The 22,931-nt window shown below is 65.6% G+C and carries 24 protein-coding genes; 19 read left to right on the top strand and 5 right to left on the bottom strand.

What is annotated here, in order from left to right:
- The first annotated feature begins 12 nt into the window (after nucleotides 1-12).
- Nucleotides 13-468 (top strand): 30S ribosomal protein S19e, encoded by a 456-nt coding sequence (locus J2751_RS06730; RefSeq protein WP_209484414.1) that lies wholly within the window; start codon nucleotides 13-15, stop codon nucleotides 466-468.
- Nucleotides 469-922: 454 nt separating this feature from the next.
- Here the strand turns inward: J2751_RS06730 and ppc are convergent, their stop codons facing one another.
- On the bottom strand, nucleotides 923-3,625 hold the full coding sequence (gene ppc / locus J2751_RS06725; protein ID WP_209484412.1) for a phosphoenolpyruvate carboxylase: 2,703 nt from the start codon (nucleotides 3,623-3,625) through the stop codon (nucleotides 923-925).
- 253 nt (nucleotides 3,626-3,878) lie between these two features.
- Here ppc and J2751_RS06720 point away from each other — a divergent pair, with 253 nt between their 5' ends.
- Nucleotides 3,879-4,712, top strand: coding sequence for a ubiquinol-cytochrome c reductase iron-sulfur subunit (locus J2751_RS06720; protein WP_209484410.1), 834 nt, complete (start codon nucleotides 3,879-3,881; stop codon nucleotides 4,710-4,712).
- A gap of 82 nt (nucleotides 4,713-4,794) precedes the next feature.
- A complete protein-coding gene (locus J2751_RS06715) occupies nucleotides 4,795-5,145 on the top strand; it encodes a hypothetical protein (RefSeq protein WP_209484408.1) in 351 nt (116 codons plus the stop codon).
- A 50-nt stretch (nucleotides 5,146-5,195) separates the two neighbouring features.
- On the opposite strand, the gene J2751_RS06710 is transcribed toward J2751_RS06715, so the two are convergent.
- A complete protein-coding gene (locus tag J2751_RS06710) occupies nucleotides 5,196-5,585 on the bottom strand; it encodes a hypothetical protein (RefSeq protein WP_321168622.1) in 390 nt (129 codons plus the stop codon).
- A 103-nt stretch (nucleotides 5,586-5,688) separates the two neighbouring features.
- The gene (locus tag J2751_RS06705; protein ID WP_209484406.1) at nucleotides 5,689-6,708 is read right to left on the bottom strand and encodes a DUF7490 domain-containing protein; all 1,020 of its coding nucleotides are present in this window, start codon (nucleotides 6,706-6,708) and stop codon (nucleotides 5,689-5,691) included.
- Between the two features lie 164 nt (nucleotides 6,709-6,872).
- On the opposite strand from J2751_RS06705, the gene J2751_RS06700 reads away from it, so the two are divergent.
- The 4 genes from J2751_RS06700 (at nucleotide 6,873) to J2751_RS06685 (ending at nucleotide 11,242) form a co-directional block, all read left to right on the top strand.
- Nucleotides 6,873-8,225, top strand: coding sequence for a helix-turn-helix transcriptional regulator (locus J2751_RS06700; protein ID WP_209484404.1), 1,353 nt, complete (start codon nucleotides 6,873-6,875; stop codon nucleotides 8,223-8,225).
- Nucleotides 8,226-8,312: 87 nt separating this feature from the next.
- Entirely contained in the window at nucleotides 8,313-8,837 is a 525-nt protein-coding gene (locus tag J2751_RS06695) for a DUF5817 domain-containing protein (RefSeq protein ID WP_209484403.1), read from the top strand.
- Between the two features lie 60 nt (nucleotides 8,838-8,897).
- Nucleotides 8,898-10,232: a DUF7096 domain-containing protein gene (locus J2751_RS06690; protein WP_209484401.1), complete on the top strand. Its 1,335-nt coding sequence runs from the start codon at nucleotides 8,898-8,900 to the stop codon at nucleotides 10,230-10,232.
- Nucleotides 10,233-10,747: 515 nt separating this feature from the next.
- On the top strand, nucleotides 10,748-11,242 hold the full coding sequence (locus J2751_RS06685) for a type IV pilin N-terminal domain-containing protein (protein ID WP_321168621.1): 495 nt from the start codon (nucleotides 10,748-10,750) through the stop codon (nucleotides 11,240-11,242).
- 72 nt (nucleotides 11,243-11,314) lie between these two features.
- Here J2751_RS06685 and J2751_RS06680 read toward each other — a convergent pair whose 3' ends face one another.
- Entirely contained in the window at nucleotides 11,315-11,938 is a 624-nt protein-coding gene (locus J2751_RS06680) for a methyltransferase domain-containing protein (protein WP_209484399.1), read from the bottom strand.
- 100 nt (nucleotides 11,939-12,038) lie between these two features.
- On the opposite strand from J2751_RS06680, the gene J2751_RS06675 reads away from it, so the two are divergent.
- The 4 genes from J2751_RS06675 to J2751_RS06660 all read left to right on the top strand — a co-directional run bounded on the left by J2751_RS06675 (nucleotide 12,039) and on the right by J2751_RS06660 (nucleotide 15,505).
- Nucleotides 12,039-12,854, top strand: coding sequence for a DUF6663 family protein (locus tag J2751_RS06675; protein ID WP_209484397.1), 816 nt, complete (start codon nucleotides 12,039-12,041; stop codon nucleotides 12,852-12,854).
- A gap of 62 nt (nucleotides 12,855-12,916) precedes the next feature.
- A complete protein-coding gene (locus tag J2751_RS06670; RefSeq protein WP_209484395.1) occupies nucleotides 12,917-13,336 on the top strand; it encodes a cobalamin B12-binding domain-containing protein in 420 nt (139 codons plus the stop codon).
- Entirely contained in the window at nucleotides 13,337-14,521 is a 1,185-nt protein-coding gene (gene meaB / locus J2751_RS06665; RefSeq protein ID WP_209484393.1) for a methylmalonyl Co-A mutase-associated GTPase MeaB, read from the top strand.
- Nucleotides 14,522-14,572: 51 nt separating this feature from the next.
- The gene (locus tag J2751_RS06660; protein ID WP_209484391.1) at nucleotides 14,573-15,505 is read left to right on the top strand and encodes an alpha/beta fold hydrolase; all 933 of its coding nucleotides are present in this window, start codon (nucleotides 14,573-14,575) and stop codon (nucleotides 15,503-15,505) included.
- A 10-nt stretch (nucleotides 15,506-15,515) separates the two neighbouring features.
- On the opposite strand, the gene J2751_RS06655 is transcribed toward J2751_RS06660, so the two are convergent.
- Entirely contained in the window at nucleotides 15,516-16,034 is a 519-nt protein-coding gene (locus tag J2751_RS06655; protein ID WP_209484389.1) for a DUF4442 domain-containing protein, read from the bottom strand.
- Nucleotides 16,035-16,163: 129 nt separating this feature from the next.
- On the opposite strand from J2751_RS06655, the gene ncsA reads away from it, so the two are divergent.
- The 8 genes from ncsA to J2751_RS06615 all read left to right on the top strand — a co-directional run bounded on the left by ncsA (nucleotide 16,164) and on the right by J2751_RS06615 (nucleotide 22,859).
- On the top strand, nucleotides 16,164-17,183 hold the full coding sequence (gene ncsA, locus J2751_RS06650; RefSeq protein ID WP_209484387.1) for a tRNA 2-thiolation protein NcsA: 1,020 nt from the start codon (nucleotides 16,164-16,166) through the stop codon (nucleotides 17,181-17,183).
- Between the two features lie 92 nt (nucleotides 17,184-17,275).
- Nucleotides 17,276-17,641, top strand: coding sequence for a DUF7475 family protein (locus J2751_RS06645; protein ID WP_209484385.1), 366 nt, complete (start codon nucleotides 17,276-17,278; stop codon nucleotides 17,639-17,641).
- Between the two features lie 188 nt (nucleotides 17,642-17,829).
- Nucleotides 17,830-18,462, top strand: a complete 633-nt coding sequence (locus tag J2751_RS06640) for a hypothetical protein (protein WP_209484383.1) — start codon at nucleotides 17,830-17,832, stop codon at nucleotides 18,460-18,462.
- Between the two features lie 37 nt (nucleotides 18,463-18,499).
- Nucleotides 18,500-19,261, top strand: coding sequence for a CDP-alcohol phosphatidyltransferase family protein (locus J2751_RS06635; RefSeq protein ID WP_209484381.1), 762 nt, complete (start codon nucleotides 18,500-18,502; stop codon nucleotides 19,259-19,261).
- Nucleotides 19,262-19,374: 113 nt separating this feature from the next.
- Nucleotides 19,375-20,151, top strand: a complete 777-nt coding sequence (locus tag J2751_RS06630; protein WP_209484379.1) for a hypothetical protein — start codon at nucleotides 19,375-19,377, stop codon at nucleotides 20,149-20,151.
- A 52-nt stretch (nucleotides 20,152-20,203) separates the two neighbouring features.
- Complete coding sequence (locus J2751_RS06625) at nucleotides 20,204-20,581, top strand: 6-pyruvoyl trahydropterin synthase family protein (RefSeq protein WP_209484377.1); 378 nt, start codon at nucleotides 20,204-20,206, stop codon at nucleotides 20,579-20,581.
- 176 nt (nucleotides 20,582-20,757) lie between these two features.
- Entirely contained in the window at nucleotides 20,758-21,960 is a 1,203-nt protein-coding gene (locus J2751_RS06620) for a glycosyltransferase family 4 protein (protein ID WP_209484375.1), read from the top strand.
- Entirely contained in the window at nucleotides 21,957-22,859 is a 903-nt protein-coding gene (locus J2751_RS06615) for a class I SAM-dependent methyltransferase (protein WP_209484373.1), read from the top strand. The genes J2751_RS06620 and J2751_RS06615 overlap by 4 nt, the downstream gene beginning before the upstream one ends.
- The last annotated feature ends 72 nt before the right edge of the window (nucleotides 22,860-22,931 follow it).

Here is a 22,931-nt window from a genome sequence, read left to right as displayed (position 1 = left end):
AATTCTCACTCAATGGTGACCATCTACGACGTGCCCGCCGACGCCCTGATCGAGGCGGTCGCGGCACGACTCGAGGACCGGATCGACGAGCCCGACTGGGTGGAGTTCGCGAAGAGCGGTGCCGGCAAGGAGCTACCCCCGGAACAGGACGACTTCTGGTACGTTCGGTCGGCGAGCCTTCTCCGGAAGGTCGCGCAGAACGAGCCGATCGGCATCGAGCGGCTCGCGACCGAGTACGGCTCGAAGAAGCGCGGCTCGAACCGCTACATCGTCCGCCCCGGCGAGCACGCCGGTGGCTCCCGAAAGCTCATTCGTGCGTCGCTTCAGACCCTTGAGGAGGATGGGCTCGTGACCACGGCGGCCGGTGAGGGTCGCCGAGTCTCCGACGAGGGCGAGGCGTTCCTCTCCGAGGTCGCAAGCGAGGTCCTCGAAGATCTCGACCGCCCCGAACTCGAACGCTACGCGTAGAGCGGCTTTTTCGGACTTCTCGATTTTACCGCCCATAGCGTCGGGCTTCGCGGGATACCTAACGCAGTTTGCGAGTGATCCTCGGATAGTCAAGCGCATACTCTCCGCGGCTCTAGACGGATACGACAACAATATAAATAGTATAACGCGATATCAAATATTGATTCGAGATCCGAACGCGCAGTCACGTGTTGGACGGGCGTGTTGGGAGTCGGGATGCTCGGTCGGTGTGCTCGGAGTCGACGCGTCCGAGCCGATGTCGAGGTGAAGACGGGCGTCTGAGCTCACCGGAAGGGCTGGGAGAGCAAGACGAGAGCGGAACGATCGTGGGCAGCGAACGACCGGAGCTGAGGAACGACTGCGCAAGGATCGAAGACGGATCACGAACGCGGGACAAGGAGAGCCGGTTTTTTGTCTCGTGGTGTGAACCCCTACAGCCGGGTCAATACGCGTGTTATCCGGTGTTCTTCATTCCGGCCGCGATCCCGTTGACAGTGAGCCGGAGGGTCCGTTCCTCCTCGTCTGTTCGGTGGGTCCGCCCGAGGAGATCGGCCTGTAGCAGGTTGAGCGGGTCGACGTACGGATTCCGACGATCGAGGCTCTCGGAGAGCCATTCGCGACGAATGAGCTGGTCACGTCCGCTGATCGCGAGAACGAGTTCGCGGCCGCGCTCGTACTCGCCGACGAGTTCGGGGAAGAACCGCTCCCGGAGCTCGTCGTCCGCCAGATCCGCGTACTCCGCCGCGATCTCCGGTTCGGTTCTCGCGAGCGCGAGTCCAGCGTTATCGAGGGTCGTCCGGAAGAACGGCCACTCCTCGTACATCTCGCGAAGCGTCTCCAGTCCGTCCTCCTCGCCGACCGAATCGAGATACGCGTCGATCCCGGAGGCCAGTGCGTACCATCCGGGGAGGATGAGCCGGGTCTGCGTCCAGGAGAACACCCACGGGATGGCACGGAGGTCCTCTACGGTTCGCTCGCCGGAACGCGAGGCGGGCCGGGAGCCGAGGTTGAGGTCCTCGACGACCGAGATTGGCGTCGCCTGCCCGAAGTAGGAGACGAACCCGTCGCTGTTCAGCAGATCACGATAGGTCGTCCGTGCGGCTGGAGCCATTGTCTCCATCGCGTCGACCCACGCCTCCGGAACCTCCTCGTTGGGTTCCTCCTTCGCCTCACGACGGGCGTGGATCTGTGCGTCGAGCATCTGTTCGAGTTCGCGCTCGGCGATCCGACGGTTGGCGTACTTCTCCGCTATCGCCTCGCCCTGCTCGGTGAATTTCACCTGACCGGTGACCGTCTCGTTGGGGAGGGCGAGCAGCGCTTCGTTCATCGGACCGCCGCCACGGGAGATCGACCCGCCGCGTCCGTGGAACAGTCGAAGCGTGACCTCCTCCTCGCGGCAGAAACTCGCGAGTCGGCGCTGGTTCTTGTAGAGGTCCCAGTTAGCCGCGAGGAAGCCGTTCTCCTTGTTGGAGTCGGAGTAGCCGAGCATGACCTCCTGGACTTCCCCGCGAGCCTCGAGTGCCGCGCCGTACGCGTCGTTCTCGAAGAGCGTCCCGAGGATCCGTTCGGCCCCGTTGAGCGCCGACTCGGTCTCCAACAGCGGCACGACGTCGACGCCGCAGTGATCGGGCAAGGACACGACACCCACCTGATCGGCCAAGAAGAGCACTTCGAGGACGTGGCTCGGCTCCTCGGTCATCGAGATACAGTAGGTGTCGATGGCCTGCGTGCCGTACTCCGCCTGCCACTCCGAGAACTCGCAGAAGCGGTCGAGCACGCGCTCGGCCGTCTCGGAGACGTCACCGGGCTCCTCGACCTCGATCACGGGCTCGTTCTGAAGGATCGCCTCCGTGAGGAACTCCTCACGCTCCGATTCGTCCATCGAGCGGTAGTCGACGCCCTCGACGCCGACGGTCTCGGCGACCGCCTCGGTGTGGTTCTCGCGGTGATCGCGGAGGTCCAGCGACGCGAGGACGAACCCGAAGGTGTCGACCTGCCGACGAAGCGGGTCGATGAACGACTCCCGGACGACCTCGTTCCGGTCCGCCGACAGCGACTCCGCGATGACGTCGAGGTCCTCGAGGAACGCGTCGCCGTCGGGGTAGCCGCCGGGACGCACGTCGTCGACGCGATCGAGTCGCTCGCGCATCAGCTTGAGCTTCTGTCGGTACGGTTCGTCCGGGTACCGCTCGCGCGCTTCCTGGACGACCGTCGGGAAGCGCTCGGCGTCGGCCGCGAGCGACTCGGCGAAGGCATCGCTGACCGCGTATCGCTCGCCGTCCTGGCTCAACACCGCCGAGAGACGCTTACACTGTTCTCGGTACTTCCCGAGCGCGACCGAACGCTGTCCGGCCAGCGTCTCGTCGGTGACCTCCGGCGTGACGAACGGGTTGCCGTCGCGGTCGGAGCCGGCCCACGAGCGGAACTCGAACAGCTTCGGACAGTCGACGTCCTCGTACTCCTCGGAGATCGTTCTCTCGAACTCCTCGTAGGCGTCGCCGACGACGTCGAACAGCGTATTCTCGAGATACCACCGGACGTTTCGCGCCTCGTCTTCCGGCTCCGGCCGGCGCTGTCGGACCTGTCGAGTACCCCAGAGGCTCGTCACTTCCGCGGTCACGTCGCGCCAGACCGCGTTCTGCTCGCGTTCGGAGAGTCGGTGTTCGTCCAACTCCTCGAGGTGGTTCGCGATGGATCGCAGCTTCGATTTCACGGTTGCGCGGCGGGCCTCCGTCGGGTGCGCGGTGAACGTCGGCTCGATGAGCACATCGTCGAGGAGGGATTCGAGTTCGTCGGCGTCGACGCCGGCGTCCGCGAACTCCTCGATCGTCGCCTCGAAGGAATCGTGTAGCGCACCGTCAGCGTCCGTGTTCCGGACTGCCCGAACCCGCTCGCGCTCCTCCGCGAGGTTGATGAGTTCGAAATACGTCGTGAACGCCCGGGCGACTATCCCCTCTCGAGTGGTCGAGAGGTCGTCGACCGACGCGTGCAGGGGACTCCGATCCGCCGCGTCTCCCCGCCGGTAGTCTATCGCCGCGTTCCGGAGATCCTCGACCGTCTGGAAGGCTTCAGTAGAGGTCTGTGCGGCGAGTACGTCCCCGAGCAGCGCACCGAGTTCACGGACATCGGTTCGTACGGCCCGATCGTGCAACTCCATACCATTCACGGTACGTCCGTGACCGGTTAAAACCGCCGTCCGGACGAATCCTTGCCTCGGTGGCGAGTAACTTTTCGAAACGAAGCCGTGCGCGTCGTGTACCTCGATAGCGCCACGGACCGCTACGTCGGAGTCGACGTTCGCGGCCAGGAGTACGGATGGAGTCCTCGGCTTGGCGGTGGATCGGCATCGCCGTATTCCGTGATGTCCCATGGTTCGTCACCCTTTTTACTGGCCCCACCCGACTGTTACTATGAGCATGTCCGACAAGTATCCGGCCGAGTCCGGACGGCGACGCTTCGTGAAGGGCGTCGTCGGTGGTGCGACCCTCGCAGGGGTCGGTGCGATGGGATCCGCGACGGTGAACAGCCTGACGACGGCCGGCGGCGTCGGCGGCGGACAGACCGTCGCAATGACGATCGAGCACACCGGCGGTCCGGCGCCCCGCGGTCTCCCGCAGATCCCGGTTCGGGTCGACGACGACGGCTTCATACAGGGCATCTGGCCCGAGGTCCAGACCATCGAGGACGAGGGGTTCGAGATCGAGGTGGCACGGGAGGAGCTCGGCGGCCGGACGTACGCCGGCGAGTGGTTCCAGTACTGCGGCATCGAGTCCCAAGAGAACGTCCGCCCGAACTTCGAGTCGGACAACATCTTCCGAGCGAATCCGGGCACGTACGACTGGCAGGACGAGACGTACGACGCGGGCGATAGGATCCACATCGACGACTTCGAGGACTACGACTCCTGGGGGAACAACGTCGGCAACGACGGGGTCGGAAAGCCGGCGTCGGCGACGTGGCGCTCCGAGGATGCCGACGCCGATCTCAACGCGGTCGTGATCCGCTCCGAACGGATCGAGGAGGCGGCCGAGGACGACGAGTGGCTGGCGGCCTCGACCGATCAGGGATTTATGGCGTATCTCAACGTCTGTACGCACTTCTGCTGTATTCCCGGCTACAAGGAGCTGGAGGAGTCGGCACGGTACAGCGCCGAGGACGGTGCCTACTGCGTCTGCCACCAGTCGACGTACGACCCGTTCACGCTCGAGGAGGCCCTGTTCATCGCCCGCCCCCGCCCCGAATAACTCCCTCCTCCCGCCCTTCTCTCCCGGCTTCCGACGCTCGCCGCAACGCCGCGCTTTTCAGGCTCTCGCACCGAGGATACGTATGAGCGACGAGCACGGGTCCGACGGAGCGGCTGACGAGCACGATTCCGAAGACGACGAGACGTTCGCAACGGAACTCGAACGTGCCCGCGACCTCCTCGACGCGGAGGGGATCGAGGCGGTCCACGTCGGCGTCGTCCGCGACGGCGAGGTCGACACCACGTTCGCCCAACGAACGGACGGCGACGGGGAAAGTGAGGGGTTGCGTGCGCTCGCGCTGCTGGCAGCCCACGTCCGGGTGGTCGCCGACGAGGCCGGCGTCGAGGCCTCGACCGTCGCCGGAGACGCCGCGACGCTCGCCGGCCAGGTCGAGCGGATTCCGGGACGCACCGAGGACCTCCCCGACGAGTGACCCCGGGAACGAACCGACGGTCACCCGTCCGGCTACGTCATGACCGACGCTTACCCCGCCCGTGGCTCGCTATCGTCATCAGTCCCGCTACCGTCCCCGTGCGTACCGTCGTCGCTGCCCCGTATCCGGTATAGCTGGTGGGCGACGCCGGCGAGCGCGAGGAACGCGACGATCAGGTTGAATGCCGCCAAGGCGATCGGCTGGTAGGCCGGATCGAGCCACGTCCGGATCGCGGTGCCCGCGTGGCCGTAGAAGCTCCACGCCGCAATGAGCGCGAGCAGCGCCAGCGCGGCGAGCGCCAGTCGGTCGAGGATCCCGCGGAGGTCCTCGGAATCCAGCCGCGTGAATCCGACTCGACTCCCGCCGGTCGTCTCCTCGCTCGATCCCGTCTCGGTTTGGCCGTCGTCCGTGGTCGGTTCCGTACTCGTGGTGTCGCTCATGGGGTATGGATCGTTTCCGTCGCGTCGGTGGTCGGTCGGTTCGACTCCATAGCAGCGGTCGATTCGTTCGGTTCTCCGGTCGCCGACGGTTGCGGGGTCCCGCTCATCGATACCTCCGTGCGACGACCGTCGCGACGAGAAGCGCGGCCACGGCGACGACGACGCCGAATCCGGGGGTATCGTCGTCGACTGTGGCGTCGTCCTCGTCGACGTCGCGGACGGGCGCGTCGTCGAGGTCGTCCGCCACCTCGTCCTGCGTGAAGTCCTCGACTGCGAAGCCGACGTCCTCGACGGTCTCGTTCGCGTCGATGGTCTCCTGTGGGTCGAGGTTGGCGACGTCCTGCGTCTCGTCTATCAGGACATCGTCGTCGAACAGCGCCGCGTCCACGTAGTAGTTGTATTCGTCAGGCACCTCGACGGTCGTGGTCACCGTCTCGGTGCGGCCGGGACGCACCGATCCGACGGTCTCGGTCGCCTCGTCGGCGACCACGTTGGAGTCGGCCTGTCGGAGCAATACTCGGAGATCGAGACCGTCGGAGAGATCGTCACCACGGTTCGTTACTGCCGTCGATATCGAGAGCGTCGCCTCCGTCTCGCCGGCCTCCGAGACGGAGACTGCGATGGTCGGCCAGACGCTACCGTCGGAGAAGCCGACGTTCGAATCCGCGTACGTGGGCGTAAGCGCCGACACGCCGGCGATGCGCGTCGTCCGCTCCGTTTGACGCTCTCCATCGGCGTAGATGACGGTTTCGAGGTGATAGCCGCCGTCGCGGTCGACATCGACGCTTCCGTTCATCGTCATCTCGCCGCCGCGGTCGACGTCGCCGACCTCGACGACTGTTTCGTCGACGAGCAAGCCGGAGTCGGACCCGATGGCGCGGTGGCGGACGGTGACGTTCTCCACGGTCGATCCGTCGTGTTCGAGATCGGCGAGGAGATCGAGCGTCGCGGTGTCACCGCGGACATCTCCGGGTTCGACGACGACGTCGACGAGGTCAACGTCTCCGGGTGGACCGGTCGTGTCGCGGGGGTCGTCGAGCGCGTCCGGTGCCGCGACGAGCCCGACCGCACCCGCGAGAAGGACCGCGGCGGCGAGCGCCAGGAGGGTTGTTCGAGCGTCCATACCGGGGGATCCTCGTGAGTATATAAGTGCTTTCTCCGGCGGATGCTCACCGCCGTCCCGGCACATGGAGCCGGCCGGCTACGATCCGTGGACGCCTGCCCTCATCGTCGGCGAAACCGGGCATGGAAAGCGTTTTGGCCCGGGCCCGAGTTCACCGACATTGTATGCGGAACCCCGCGATCCGTACCCTCCTCGTCGCGTTTCTCGTCGTCGCCCTCGTCGCCGGCGCGGGAATCGTCGTCAGCGGAGACGCCCCCTCCACCCCGGAAGCGGACCAGTACGTGACGTCGTCCTCGACGCTCGAACCGCAACCCGTCCACGCGACCGGTTCGACCGCCGTCGATCCGGTTCCACAAGCCGACCCGCCGTCACAGATCGAGACCTTCGATCCGGACTCCGAGACGCGGGTCCGGATAGATCTACAACCCAACCGCGACGCACGGTGGGAGATCGCCGTCAGGTACGAGTTCGACGACGAGAACCGGACGGAACCGTTCGAGAGCGTCGGAGACCGGTTCTTGAACGGCGATATCGGACCCGATCCGGCGCTGTTCGAGCGGTTCGCGGCCGATGCGAGCGCGAACGTGGACCGTGAAATGGGCATAACCGGCGTCGACCGCGAGGTCGTCGTCATCGAGGATCCGGACGAGATGGATCTCGAAAGCGCACGCGACGACGATGCCGACGCGACCGACGGAGAGCCGCCGGTCGCGATCGGCGAACTCCGACTCACGTTCGTCTGGACCGGGTTCCTCGCACAGGACGGCGAGAACCTCGAATTAGGTGATGCCTTCACGACTCCCGACGACGGAACGTGGCTCCAGTCGCTGGAGGGGAGCCAGACCATCACGGTCATGACGCCCGAGGGCTACTCGGTTATCGACACGGACGTTCCGCTTCAGGACAACGCGGTGATAATCGAGGGGCCGCGGGTGTTCGAGGATGACGACCGAGTCGTAGTCGTCTACTCCCCGACGTCGTCGACGCCGCCGTGGACCCTCATCACGGGCGCGATCGTGCTCGCTGCCCTGCTCATCGCCGGGGGACTCGTCGGATATCGCCGATTCGAGACCGGAACGGACGACGGGGAATCCGCTGACCGGACGGACGAGGCGGCCGGAGGGGCCGTAGCGTCGTCTCGCGAGTCGAACGGTGTGGGCCTTGATGCCGACGGCGGCGACGATGCGGACGGGACCGGGACGGAGCCGGACCTCTCGCTCCTCTCGGACGAGGAGCGGGTCGAACGGCTTCTCGACCGAAACGGCGGACGGATGCGACAGGCCGACATCGTCTCCGAGACGGGCTGGTCGGACGCGAAGGTGTCTCAACTGCTCTCGACGATGTCGGACGAGGATCGCGTCGAGAAACTCCGTCTCGGCCGAGAGAACCTGATCTCGTTCCCCGACCACGAGGAGACCGACGACTCGCGGGAGGGCGGAAGCGGTTCGAGCCCGGCCCGTGACGGACCACACGGCGGAGACGACGGATCGAGTGACGGTGACGACGCACGGGGCTGATCGAGGTCAACCGCCAGTTCCGATCGAGGGCCGACACGGGGCGTCCGAACCCGAGAGTTCAACATACGGCCGTCCGAACCCGCGGGTATGTACGCGGTCGTCGGCTGTAACGAGTGTGGCAACCTGTGGCTCCTCCGCGATCCTCGGACGAACGACTCCGCTCGCTGTTCACGATGTGGGAAGACGCATCGGACGGCGAAGCTCAAGCGGCTCTTCGAGTCCGACGACCGCGCGGCGGCTCGCGAGGCGCGCTCGGCGCTGCTCGCGAAGAAGCGCGGCGATAGCGAGGCGTTTGCTGCCGTCGACCACGTGGCCGAACTCGAGCGAGCGGTAGAGGAGGCGGGGATCGACGACAGAGAATACCTCGAGGAGTCTGGACTCGACGCGGACGCGGTGTTCGAAGCCGGAAGCGGGTCGGACGGTGGGTCCTCACGAACTCGCAAGGAGACGGTCCGTGAGGCCGTCCGGAAGGTGGACGTGCCGACGGAGTCCAAAATAGTCGCGCACGCGACCGAGAACGGCGTTACGGAGGACGCCGCCCGCAACCTCCTGGAGAAACTCGTCCGGAACGGAGACGTATCGGAGTCCCGCGGCCGGTATCGACTCCTGTGATGCGGGACCCACCACCCCATTGAGGTGGCTTTTTACTTCTCGACGGCAAACCGGTCGATGATGAGAGCCCTCCCCGTCGTCGTCGTCGCCGTTCTCCTCTTCGTCGCCCCCGTCGCCGGCGGCGTCTCGCCCGCTGCGACGGGTGCCGACGATGCTGGAACGGTGAACGGCGATTACGTTTCGACGACCGCGAACGCCATCGACGGGCCGACCGACACGACATCGGTCGATCCGGAGAGCCGTACGTTCCGCGTGTTATCAACGCCACCGGGCATCGACCCGACGACCGGGGATCATCACCGTAACGCGAACTTCGGTACGGCAGTCGGGCTCGCGGCCGGCGAGGTCGACGCCGCGATCCGGACCGAGACCACGATCCAGCGGATCGAGTCGGCCGAGACGAACGCGGAGCGCCAGCGCCGGATCCTCGCGGCCATCAACGAGGTCGAACAGGACGAGGTGAGCCTCGACAGCCGCCAGACCGCCGCGATCGATGCGCACGCGAGTGGCGACCTCACCGACCGGGAGCTGCTCGACGAACTCGTCCGTATCGCCGCGGTCGCGACGGAGTTCGACGCCCGGCTGGACGTCCTCGACGAACTGTCCGAGGAGACGGAAGGCTTCAGCGCGCCGAGCCGCCTCGACGAGTTACAGGTCCAACTGCAAGTGTACGAGGGTCCGGTTCGAGACCGGGCGGTCCGGACCGTCCGCGGGGACGCGGACGACACCGAGATCCGCGTCGAGTCGGGGCCAAACGCCGTCGTCCTCGCCACCATCGAGGACGGAGAGTACGTCCGGGAGTCGTTCCGGCGGGATCGGTGGGACCGGGGCGGTGGAACCCTCTCCAGTGAAGCCGCGATCGACATCGCGAGCGCGAGCTATCCCGAGACGGCGGCGCTTCGTGAGCCCGACGCGTTCGGTGCCGGGTCCGTCCAGCGGATCACCGTCCCCCACGAGTTCGGAACGCTTCGAGCGTTCGTCAGCGGCGGAAGCGAGCGGGTGTTCGTGGAACACCAGTGGATGGATCTCGACGGGTTCCCCGACACCGAAACCGGTTCGCTCACCGAGGACGGGTTCGACGTCACCGTGAACCGGAGCTACTCCGGCGGACCGGTAACGGTGACCGTCAACGACGCCGAGAGCGGCGATCCGGTGTCCGGCGTTACGGTGACGAAGAGCGTCGGCGGCGGGGACAGCGATTCCATCGGCACGACCGACGAGAACGGCGTCGTTCGGACGCTCTCCCCGACTGGAGCGTACCGGATCACGGTGATCGACGAACCGCGGGTCGCCGTGGTGGACGGAATACAACCGCTCGAACTCCCACGTCTCACCGACGATGTCGACGACTCCGGCGGTACCGACGACATCGACGGTTCCGACGGCGGAACGTGAGCGGTATCGGCCCCAGCAGACCGTTACCGTCGGTTCTGCGGTCCGAAACGGTGGGCCGTTGCGGACCGTTCCGTGAGCGAGACCGGGAGTACGTCTCGCAATACGGCGGAGTGAGTGTTTATAAGTGAAATAGCGGTGTTGCTGGCGGCTTTTTGTAAGTAACCGATCGCGTACGGGATGCGTCCAGATCCCAGCTGATTCGTTTATAAGTCGACGACTGTGGATCGACGGTGGACACCTCCAAAGCCTCAGCCCGCACAGCAACCGCGCCTCAGATCCCCCTGACTCCAGCGAGAGCGAAGCTCTCGCTTACAGCCGGCGCTACGCGTCGGCGACGCCACCCAGTTGTTCATTTATAAACGGTCGTCGCAGCCGCTCACGGTCTTTTTAAACACGATCCCGCCCCCACCGATCTGAGAGACTCACTCCCGCCATCGCTTACCGGATCCCTGATCACGATCCGACGTGGACGGCGCGACACGACCCTTTTTAACCGATACCGGGCCAGTCGTTCCGTGTTGATCCGGTCTCGACTCGCGACCCGGTTTCGGTCGGCGTCCAGAGCCGTCGCACCCCTCGCGGGCGTGCTCCTCGTCGCCATCACCGTCCTCCTCGCCGGCGGAGTGGTGACCGCCGCGCTCGACGCGCCGGCCGAACCCGCGCCGACCGCGACGTTCTCGCTCTCGGCGGAGGGTACGCAGCTCACGCTCACACACGAGGGCGGCGACCCGGTTCCGGTCGACGATCTGACCGTCCACGTGTCGGTGAACGACGAGCCGCTGGCCCGACAGCCCCCGGTACCGTTCTTCTCCGCGTCGGGGTTCCGTCCGGGTCCGAACGGACCGTTCAACACTGCGAGCGACGACGAATGGGTCGTCGGGGGATCCGCGTCGTTCGCGGTCGCCGGGACGAACGAGCCGACGCCGGGGGCCGGTGACGTCGTTGAGATACGGCTTTCCGTCCGGGAACAGCCGATAGCGACGATGCGGGCGACCGTTGACCCGGGGTGATCGACGAGGGCTCTCGGCGGTTCTTATAACACCAACGTGGCCCCTCGCGGTCGGCGGGGGGCTCGAACCGTTCTACGACTCAGGGACCCGTGCGACGGTCGTTATCGCTCGCGGGCTCCGGGGCGTCGCCTGCTGGATGTGGTGTTCGAACGACTCGTAGCCGGCTTCCTCGAACATCCGGTCCGCCTCCTCCTCGTCGTAGAACAGCATGATCGCGTCGGCGATGCGCTGGAACACGCGGTTGTGCGGGTAGTCGGGACCGACGACGAGCACTTGGCCGCCGGGCTTCGCGACGCGGCGTAGCTCCGCGAGCCCCTGAACGGGGTCCGGCCAGTACTCGATCGAGCCCGACGACCAGACGATGTCGAACGTGTCGTCGACGAAGGGGAGCCGCTCGGCGTCCCCGCGGTAGAAGTTCACGCGATCACGCTTGCCGAACTTCTCGAACGCTTTCTCCATCTGGTGGATGCTCTGGTCGAGTCCGTGGACGTCGTCGGCGTGTTCGAGCAGGCCCTCGGTTCCGAAGCCGGTTCCACACCCGACGTCGAGCACCCGGTCGTCGTCGCCGAACTCCAGCCAGGAGAGCGCCTCCGAGCGCATCTCGTCGTTCCAGTTGAACCGGTTGACTTGGTCGTACACCTTCGAGAGGTACTTGTAGAACAGACGCGCGTTCGACTTGTCCTCGAGGATCCCCATTTACCGATCGATTGGGGATCCACTCCCATAACGACACGGATCCGGCCGCACAACGACACGGATCCGGCCGGCTTATCCGATGGCCGACCAAGGGGCGGACATGGATCCGACGACGAGCGGCCGGTTCCGCGTCCACGATCGACGCCCCCGACCGACCGACGGGGACGCCGATCCGTCCGCGGAGTTCGTGTTGGTAGAGCTGCCCGAAACGCCCGTCGACCCGGCCGATCCGGATGCGGACGAGGCGTACGACCCCCTGTACGCGACCGCGGAGGGGTACGAGGGCGATCTGGCCGACCGGATCGACGCCCTCGACCCCGGCACCGTCGTCGACGCCACGCTGGCTTGGGACGACGGAAGCGCACGGGTCACGGAGCTGTCCGTCGTTCGCGAGAGCCGCTTCCGGTTCGCGGACGACGTCGAAGGAATGTTCGAAGCCGCCGTTGAGGCGTGGCAGGGAATACGTGCCGACGGCGAGGCAATGGGGTCGATCACGACGAAGTCGACCGACGGCGAGCCGAACGGCGCGTTGTATCTGTTCGCCGACGGTCCCGGAACCGACACGTTCGACGAGGTGAAGACGGGACGGCTGCCGATCGAACCGCTGATCGAACGCGTTAACGACCGGCGAGCGGACGACGCTCCCCGGGAGGTGTTCGTGTTGCGGCCGGCGGCGCACGACTTCGTCGCGGTCTACGTCGTGTTCGAGCGCGACGGCGTGCTCGCGCGGACCGTCCGTGACACCTACGGTCTCGGCGAGGGGCTCGCCGCGGGAATCGACGAATCCGGCGGCGACGACGCCGAGAACGGCGGTGAAGAGACCGAAAACGGCGGCGAGGCCGGGAACGACGATGACGACACCGACGACACGAATGGCGAAGGCGACGGGGAGTTCGACATCACGGATCGACTGTGAACGCGGTGCGATCCATCCCGATCTTCCGTTAGAATCAAACGGTCTCCGGGCCCAGATGGGGTATGAGCGTCGAAACCGAGGAACGGGCCATCCGCTGTCTGGTCGCAAAGGTCGGGCTCGACGGACACGACCGGGGAGCACACGTGATCGCGCGAGCGTTTCGTGACGCCGGCTTCGAGGTCGTCTACTCCGGGCTACATCGTGCGCCCGACGACATCGTTCAGGCCGCGGTCCAGGAGGACGTCGACGTCCTCGGGATCTCGATCCTCTCGGGGGCACACAACACGCTCGTACCCAAGGTGATCGAGGGGCTGAAGGAGTACGGCGCGTTCGAGGACACGCTGATCATCGTCGGCGGGATCATCCCCGACGACGACGAGGCGGAGCTGAAGGAGCTCGGCGTCGCCGAGGTGTTCGGCCCGGGGACGCCGATGGAGGAGACCATCGAATTCGTCCGGACGAACGTCCCGGAGCGCGCGTAGATGGACGGGCACGATGGAGACGCGGACACGTCCGCGACGACCGCCGAGCTCCGGGACGTCGACGCGGAGCTGGTCGCCGACCTCCTCGACGGGAGCCACCGCGCGCTCGCCCGAGTGATAACGCGGATCGAGAACCGGTCGCCCGGGTATCGCGGGATCGTGGGGGCGCTTCACGAGCACACCGGCGGCGCGGACGTGATCGGCGTCACGGGTGCGCCCGGCGCGGGCAAGTCCACGCTCGTCGACAAGCTCGCGGCGGCCTACCGCGAGCGCGGCGACACGGTCGGCGTCGTCGCCGTCGACCCCTCGTCGCCGTACACGGGCGGCGCGTTGCTGGGCGACCGGATCCGGATGGCCTCGAACGTAGGCGACATGGACGTGTTCTTCCGGTCGATGAGCGCCCGCGGCCAACTCGGCGGGCTCTCGATGGCGACCGCGGACGCGGTGAAAGCGCTCGACGCCTTCGGGAAGGACACTGTCATCATCGAGACGGTCGGGGCCGGGCAGAACGAGGTCGACATCGTTCGGACCGCCGACACGGTCGCGGTCCTCGTCCAACCGGGCTCGGGCGACGACGTACAGACGCTGAAGGCCGGAATCCTCGAAATCGGCGACGTGTTCGTCGTCAACAAGGCCGATATGGACGGTGCGGATCGAACTCTCGCCGAGCTGGAAGAGATGGTTCACCGACGCGAGAGTCCGACGAAGGGGCTCGACACGGGCCACCACGGCTTCGAGACCCCTGACGGTCCGGACGACACTGACGCCGAGACCGACTCCGAGGCGAATGCGGACAGGCCCACCGAGTGGACTCCCGACGTGCTCGGGACCGTGGCGAAAACGGGGGAGGGCGTCGAGGCGCTGATCGACGCGTTCGACGCACACGCACAGTATCTCCGCGAGTCGGGTACGCTCGACCGGACTCAGCGCGAGCGCTACGCCGAGGAGATCCGCACCCTCGTTCGGTCGGACATCGGATCGCTCGCGACGGCAGCGATCGACCGACGCGGTGGCATCGATACCCTCGCCGAGCGCGTCCGCCGCCGCGAGACGGATCCGTACAGCGTCGCCGCTGCTATCGTTGACCCGATTGCGTCGTGTGCCGGTGACGACGACGAAACAGTGACAGGCAAGCGTGACGACGCGGCGACAGACGACCGCGGGATCGGTCGGGACGATGAGTGAAACACCTCGCTGCCCACGTATTATAAGTCGCCCGCGAACCAACAGGTTTCTATGAAGCTCAGGAACCTCGCAGGAACCGCCCTCCTCGGTATCGGATCGATAGCACTGGCGAATACCGGGCTCCGTTACGACGGTGAACTCGAATCTCCCCTCGTTGGCAACGAGGAAACGTTCCGCTGGCGCGGGATGGATGTTGCCTACACGGAGGGCGGCGACCCCGACGATCCCGATCTGGTGTTGTTACACGGCATCAACGCGGCCGGCTCCTCGGGCGAGTGGCGCGAGGTTTTCGGCGACCTCACCGCGGACTACCACGTCGTCGCACCGGACTTCCCGGGATACGGTCGGTCGGACCGACCGCCGCTGCGCTACTCGGCGACGCTGTACGAGGATTTCGTTCGGGACTTCCTCTCGACGTTCGACGATCCCGCCGTGGTCGCCTCGTCGCTGTCGGCGGCGTACGCCGCCGCGGCCGACGACGTCGACTTCTCCGGATTCGTCGCGATCTGTCCGACGACGAGGGCGGGGCCGAGCCCGCCGAAGTCTCCGGTCCGCGAGCTGATCCGAGCGCCGCTGGTCGGTGAGGCGGTGTTCAACCTGATCAGTTCAAAACCATCGATTCGGTATTTCAACGCCGATCACGGCTACGACGACCCCACGAACGCGACGGAGGAGTGGATAGAGTACGAGTGGCGGACGACTCACGTCGAGAACGCGCGGTTCGCACCCGCCTCGTTCGTCTCCGGCTACCTCAACAGCGACATCGATCTGGCGGCCGCGCTCGCAGATCTCGACGTTCCCCCGACGATCGTCTGGGGGCGGGAAGCCGAGGTGAGTCCGTTAACGGACGGGAGAGAACTCGCCGACGCGGCAGACGTACGGCTGGTCGTGTTCGACCGTGCGAAGCTACTCCCGCACGTCGAGCACCCGAACCGGTTCCTCGAAACCGTCCGGGAGAGCCTCGTCGCCGGAGCGACCGCCTGAACCGGGACGCTCACTCGTCCCGTCGTACGTACAGCGTTTTTCGACAGAGCGCGTGGACCGTTCCCCCGTCGTCGACGATCGGAACGAGATAGTCTCGGTCTGTCGACTCGCCGGGGTCGAGTGAGTCCTCGATTCCCGTCGTTTCCGCCTCGTCGAGTTCAAACTCCGCGTACAGCGTCTCGCGTCCGGGTTCGATGAATTCGATGGCGGCCGACTTGTCCCAGATTGTAAACTCGTCGCCGAGGATCCGCTGGAACATCGTCATGTACACCGGATCAACCGCGCCGTAGAGGCTCCCGCCGAAGATCGTTCCGACGCCGTTCCTCGTCCGCCAGTTGAACGGGATCCGGACACGAACGTATCGCCAGCCGTCGGCGATGTGCTCGACTCGCGCGCCGGTTCCACGGTAGGCGGGGAGGAGGTTGAACCCGTAGCGCCACAGCTTCGTCCGGCGGCTTTCGGCCGGTGGATCCGGGTCGATCGGGTTCGGATCGGGATCGCGGTCGAGGCCGGTCGGGGTATCCCTCACGTCGTAGGCGCGGGGTTCCGCGGGCAAACCCGTGTCGGAACGCGAACCAACCGACGAGGTGTTGTCGGAGTCGGCGGGCACGCCTGCGGCCCGAAACCCGTATGACTACCCGTCGGCAACCGGAGGGTGATGGAGTGTGACAAGTGCGGAGACGACGCGATCCACCACGCCGCCTATTCGGGGGCACATCTCTGTGGCGAGCACCTCTGTCGCTCGGTCGAGAAGCGCGTGAAACGCCGGGTCCGCGAGGATACTCTGCTCGATCCGGACGCAACTCCCGAGGAGCCCGACCGGTGGGTGATCGGCCTCTCCGGCGGGAAGGACAGCGTCGTGTTGACGCACATCCTGGACGACGTGTTCGGAAAGGACCGCCGCGTCGAGATGCTCGCGCTCACGATCCACGAGGGGATCGAGGGGTACCGTGACGAGAGCCTCGACGCCTGCGTTGAGTTGACCGCCGACAGAACGATCCGCCACGAGATCGTCTCCTACGACGACGAGTTCGGCGTCCGCATGGACGACGTCGTTGAAAAAGATCCCGAGAACATGGCCCCCTGCGCGTACTGTGGCGTGTTCCGTCGGGACGTGTTGGAGCGGTACGCCGCCGAGTTCGACGCCGACAAACTGCTCACCGGCCACAACCTCGACGACGAGGCCCAAACCGCCCTGATGAACGTCCTCGAAGGGGACGTGCGTCAGGTCGCGAAACACTTTGACGCCTCGCTCGGTCCGTTCGACGAGCGCGGCGATACCGACCAGTTCGTCCCGCGGGCGAAGCCGCTCCGCGACGTTCCTGAAAAGGAGATCGCGCTCTACTGTCACGTCCGTGACCTCCCGGTTCACATGGCGGAGTGTCCCCACGCCTCGGAGGCGTACCGGGGAGAGGTCCAGTCGCTGCTTCACGATCTGGAGGAGAACCACCCCGGAACCCGCCACTCGATCATGGCCGGCTACGAGGAGATATCCGGAATCGTCGCGGACCGATACCAGGGAACCGCCGCCGACGAGAGCGATCGGAGCAGCGAGGGCAGGGATACTCAAGGGGACGACGGCCAGCCAACGCTCCGCGAGTGCGAGCGATGTGGGTCAAAAACCAGCCGCGACGTCTGTCGGAAGTGCCGGCTGCTTGACTCGATCGAGGCGGTGTGACGTACCGTTCTGTACGGAGAATCCAGAGACTAGGCGGGTGTCCAGATACAGGTGGTGAAACAATTATGTCAGTAGAGTCCATTAGTACGGCAATGAGTATCACGGGACGGATCCGGGCTGATGAACTCACACCACTACATTGGCTCGGGGTGACGATGGCGGTCGTCTCAGCGGTCGTTCATCTGGTGCTCGCGGTCACGATCCCCGGAGTGCTTGGCCTCTCGTTCGCCGGAGCGACCGCAGGGTTTGCCGTCGGAATTGTCGCCGTGTTGATGGACATCCGGCGTCGTCTAACCTACCTCCTCGGGATCCCCTTTACTGCCGGACAGATCGTGTTGTGGTACCAACTCAACGGACAACCCGGACTCGCCGATCTCGGTGCCATCGACGTCGTCGACAAGGTCGCACAGACCGTGTTGGTCGTCGTCCTCATTGCCCTGTACGCCCGCGAGACGTGACCCGGTCTGCGCGCAAAGAGTCTATTGGCACCGTTCGACAGCTTCGCGGGCGGGTCGTTTCGGCGTTCCAGTCACGGGTATCGTCGCCGATACGTCGCATCGCTCCGCTCGCGCCGCTTTCGGCTGGACATCGAGTACGGCGTCGGCTACGGCCGCATCGGTACACCGACGCGCCGCCGTTTCGGTTGTTGTACGTCGACCCCGGGCGTATTCGCCGAAGCCTTCTCGAAGTCGCGCCACGGGTTCCACAGTGGGGACGGGTCGTCGACGGCGACTGGGAGTCGGAGTGGGAGCCGTTTCACGAGCGCGCGGTCCCACAGGGGATCGAACAACGATATCTGGGGGGTCGCAACTGGCGGGACACGGCGCTGTTCGACGCCTTTCGCGACCAGCTCAACCGGTTCGGCAACGCATGGGGATACACCGATGAAGCCGAGTTCTCGGAGCGATGTCGAGAGATCGACCGCCTTCACGACTCGATCCGCGATGGCGGCTATCGCCGACAGGAGGACCTTCATGGCCCCGACGGGTACGCGACGACAGCTCGATTCGACGAAATAAACGTCGATATCGGTCGTGAGGGAGAGATATACTGGCGTTCGTACGGTCAGCATCGACTCGCGCTCGCGACCCTGCTTGATATCGACTCCGTGCCCGTGATCGTCCACCGCCGACACGCAGCGTGGCAGGCGGTTCGGGACGCGACCGACAGATCGGCTGGATGCGCAACTGCGGTCCATCCCGACCTTCGCGAAGCGACCAACCGCGAGACCGTACCAGCGAGACACAAAAATAAAAAACAATTTGGGTTGATGGGTTGATGCCGCCGGACCAGATTGACAGAGCGGTGATCGCAAAATGACAGGAACCTCACGGTCGCCGGCGGCCGGCATCACCAGTCGGCAGTTTCCGTTGACGGTCGCGGGGACGGGTGTCGTCGCCCTGCTTGCGCTCGTCGGTTCCGGCGTAGCGTGGGATGGGAAGCCGACGTTACGCTTCATCGTCGGGGTCTGTATTACCCTCCTCATTGTTTCTGCCGTCACGTACCGATCGTTGGTTCGCGCACGAGCGGTTGACGGTGCGCAGCTTATTACCGTCGCAACGTGGGTGACTATCGTTCGTGGTGGACTGGTGACCGCGTTTGCCGGATTTGTTTTCACTGACCCGCCGGGCGGTGCCGCGACCTGGGTCCCAGCCGGACTCTTCGCGACGGCAGCGCTCCTTGACGCGGCCGACGGCGCAGTAGCGCGTCGAACGGACTCCGTCACCGAGTTCGGGGGTAATCTCGACACCGAGATCGACGCTTTGCTCGTCGCTGTCGGTGCCGTAACGGTCGTGCTCGCGGGGACGGCTCCGGCTATCTTCCTCGCGGTTGGCGTGGCGCGATACGGGTTTACGGCCGGCATCCGGTGGCGTCGTCATCGTGGACTGCCCGTGAAAGAACTTCATCCGAGCCAGTTCCGCCGGGCGACCGGTGCCGTGATCATGTCGACCGTCTTCCTCGCGCTGCTTCCGGTACCTGGACCGGCGGTCTCACGGACGGTTGCGTGGTTCGTTTCGGTCCCCGTGTTGGCACACTTTATCTGGGACTGGCTGACGGTGTCCGGACGACTCGGCTAAGCAGGTGTCGCGTGGCGCAGACGACTCGATCGCACTCTCTCCCGTGGCCGTTTGCCGGACGGACGGCACCAACGGAAGGTTGATGCGAATAGCAGTCGGATCGACGCTGTCCGATGGGACTTCCCGATGACGCGGTTCGACACGAGATCGATGACGGCGAGGTGTACGTCGTAGGCGACGCGGTTGAGGTACTCGCCGAGTACCGAGAGGAAGCCGTGGCCGTCTTTCTTGACGATGCGTGGGCGCGGCCGGGACGCGTCCAACAGGAGGGACTCGCGTACGATCTTCATCCCTTCGACGAAGATCACGCCGCCGACGGCGATGTCGACGAGACGCTCACCACCGCGGAGATCATCGACGCGGCACGCGATGCGCTCGTCGATGGTGGGTGGCTCGTCGCCGACGCCGACGATTGGCTGTTCCCCCGGTTTGTCGAGTACCTCCGCTCGGAGTGGGGAGACGCCGCCGCGAGCCCTGACGGCGGCGGCGGCTTCCGAAAGCTCGGAGGGGTAACGTATCTGACAAACGACGGAGCGCCGGACCGCAAGACCCACGGCGACCACCTCACGACCGGCGGGTACACCGTGCTGTTCGCCCACGACGGACCGACCGATCGCCGGACGGATGTCTCCGCACGACAGGTAGCGAGGTGGCCCGAGCGGACTTACGGACGGGGCGGTCGGGCGAAACCGATCGGCCCGTACGAGGCGTGGATCGACGGCCTCGTTGACGAAGGAGAACTCATACTCGTGCCGTGTGCGGGGACTGCTCCCGCCGCGCTTGCGGCACGGAGGGTGTTCGGCGACGACGCGAGATACGTCTGTGTCGACGTCCAACCGGAGGCGTACGAGGGGTTCCGGGAACGATACGCCGAGGAGTTCGGCGAGTAACACGCGTTTCCGGGGGGAACGAAACTAAGCGTCTAGGGGGCAACGATGACGTATGTACTCGGTGTCCGTCTCCCGCGCCTGTATCGCACAGCACTACCTCACCGTCCCGGACCCGGGCCCCGAAGGAACCCTCCACTCGCATCGATTCGACATCGAAGCATCGTTCCACGGTCCAGAACTCAACGAGTACGGCTACCTCGTCGATATCGACGCCGTCATCGCCGCGCTCGAAGCAGTGGTCGGCGAGGTTCGCGACCGAACGCTCAACGATATGTCCGCGTTTGAAGGACAGAATCCGAGCGCGGAGCGGCTGGCGAAACACGTCGGCGATCAGCTACTCGACCGACTAGATCCAGAAACCGCAACGGAGCTCTCCGTCCGTGTCCGTGAGGACGAGGTCGCCGAGGTCGTCCACAAACGAGCGATCTGACCGTGCCATCCCTACCGCCATCGACTGGAACCGGCTCATCCGAGGACGATGTCGCATCGTTGACTACCGGCTCATCCCAGACCGGCGAGCCGCGCGAGGAGGACACTGATCCGAGTATCGACCGCGCGAGAACCGTTGCTAGCGACGGTTCTGAAGCCGTGGATGACGGACCACCGATGGAGATATGCCTCGTCGTATACGGTGACATCAACGCTACCTCCGGAGGATTCCGATACGATAGGGAGGTCGTTTCCGGACTCCGCGAACGTGGTGACTCGGTAGAGGTGATCTCCCTTCCGTGGCGGAGCTACGGCCGAGGGCTCGCCGACACGCTCGATCCTCGCGTTCGAGACCGGCTGAACCGTGACGTCGATGTGCTTATTGAGGACGGTCTCTGTCACCCGTCCGTTTGGCGGCATAATCGCCAACTGACGGGACCTGACGCGGTCGTTGGCCTCGTCCACCACGTCCGCTCCGATGATCCGACCGATCGGTACGCGCCACTGATACAACCGTTCGAGCGGCGTTTTTTCGGATCCGTCGACGCGACGATCACGACGAGCCGGTTCACGCGGGACCGCGTGGCACAGATTACTCCGTCGACCGCGACCGACCCGTCAGTCGTCGCTCCCCCAGCAGGACGCACGGAAGGACCAGCAACGACCGTCGAACGGGTTCGGGCGCGGGCGCGGCGAGGCCCATTACGCGTTGTTTTCGTCGGTAACGTCGTTCCACGAAAGAACCTTGAGACGCTCATCGACGCGCTCTCGCGACTCGATCGATCGACGGGAGCCGGCGTCGGCTGGCGGGCAACAGTCGTCGGGAGCTTGGACGCTGCCCCGTCGTACGCCGACCGACTCCGGACGCGGACTGAACGGTTCGGACTCGACGACCGCGTCGAGTTCGCCGGCGAGCTCTCCGACGACGCGCTCGCGTCGACGATGGCGGAGAGCCACGTCTGTTGTGTCCCAGCTCGGTACGAGGCGTTCGGCATGGTCCATCTGGAGGCGATGGAACACGGGACGGTCCCGATAGCCGGAACCGTTGGGGGGACCGACGAGTTCCTCCGTGACGGAACGAACGGATTCCTCGTCGACCCCGAGGATCACCGATCGATCGCCGAGCGGCTGGAACGCCTCGCGGCTGACCGCGACCGGCTCGCTGCGCTCGGTGTCGCGGCGCTTCACACCGCCGAGACGCATCCCGATTGGGCGGAGACGACCGACCGGATCCGTGCGTGGCTCCGGTCGCTCGTCGACGACGGGCAGACCGACCCCCAACGAACCGCGGCCACGGGCGCGCACGATACCAAGACAGATGTGTCGAGACCGGTCCGACCGAGACGGGCCACGGACGGTACCGGAGGTGGCAACGAGTGAGCGACCTCATTCCGTACCTCACCGCCAAACGGACCGTGGACGATCGAGCGCTGAACCGCCGGGTGTGGGATCAGTTTGTCTCGGGACTGGAGAGTCGCGCGTCCGGGGTCGATCGGCCCATCCGGATCGTCGAACTCGGTGCCGGCGTCGGCTCGATGATCGCCCGTCTCGGCGATTGGGAACAGCTCACCGGGACCATCTCGTACCGCGCTGTCGATGTCGACGACGCCTGTGTGTCGGCCGCCCGCGAGCGTGTTCCGGAGTGGCTCTCAGCGGCGGGCTACGCCACGACGGTCGACGACGAGACACTGATAGCCGAGCAGGGCGACACGCGCTTCGAGATCACCGTCGAGTGCGCGGATGCTCGAACGGTCAGAGATGAGGCCGACGCCGTGATCGCCGCGGCGTTTCTCGACATCGTCGATCCGGCTCGTCTCCTCCCCTCGCTTCACGATGTTCTCCGGCCCGGTGGGATGCTTTACGCCCCGTGTACCTTCGATGGGGCAACCCACTTCTCGCCGGCTCACCCCGACGACGACCGGATCGAACGTCTCTACCACCGACACATGGACGAAATACGCGAGCTGCCCGGGAGCAGTCGAGCAGCACGAGATGTCATCGAGCAGGCACCGAAACACGAATACACCGTGACGGCGACCGGTGGCTGCGACTGGGTCGTTGGGGCGCGGACCGGCACGTACCCGGCTGAAGAGGCGGCGTTCCTCGAACACCTGCTTGAGACGATCGACGGCGCGCTCGCCGACTACGCCCCGGCCGATCTGGACCCGTCGGTCCGCGGGGAATGGGTCTCGACCCGTCGAACGCAGCTGGCAAACGAGGAGTTCGGGATGGTCGCACACCACCTCGATATTCTCGCTCGTCTCCGCCCAGAACTGTAACCGGACCAGCTGCGTGGCGGATAGTCGGCTCGGACAACCGTGTGGGTCGTCGTCACGGCTCGGATCCGAGCC

Origin of the sequence: Halorubrum alkaliphilum (genome assembly GCF_017873815.1) — an archaeon.
Classification (GTDB): Archaea; Halobacteriota; Halobacteria; order Halobacteriales; family Haloferacaceae; genus Halorubrum; species Halorubrum alkaliphilum.
This window is presented reverse-complemented; position numbering and strand designations above follow the sequence as displayed.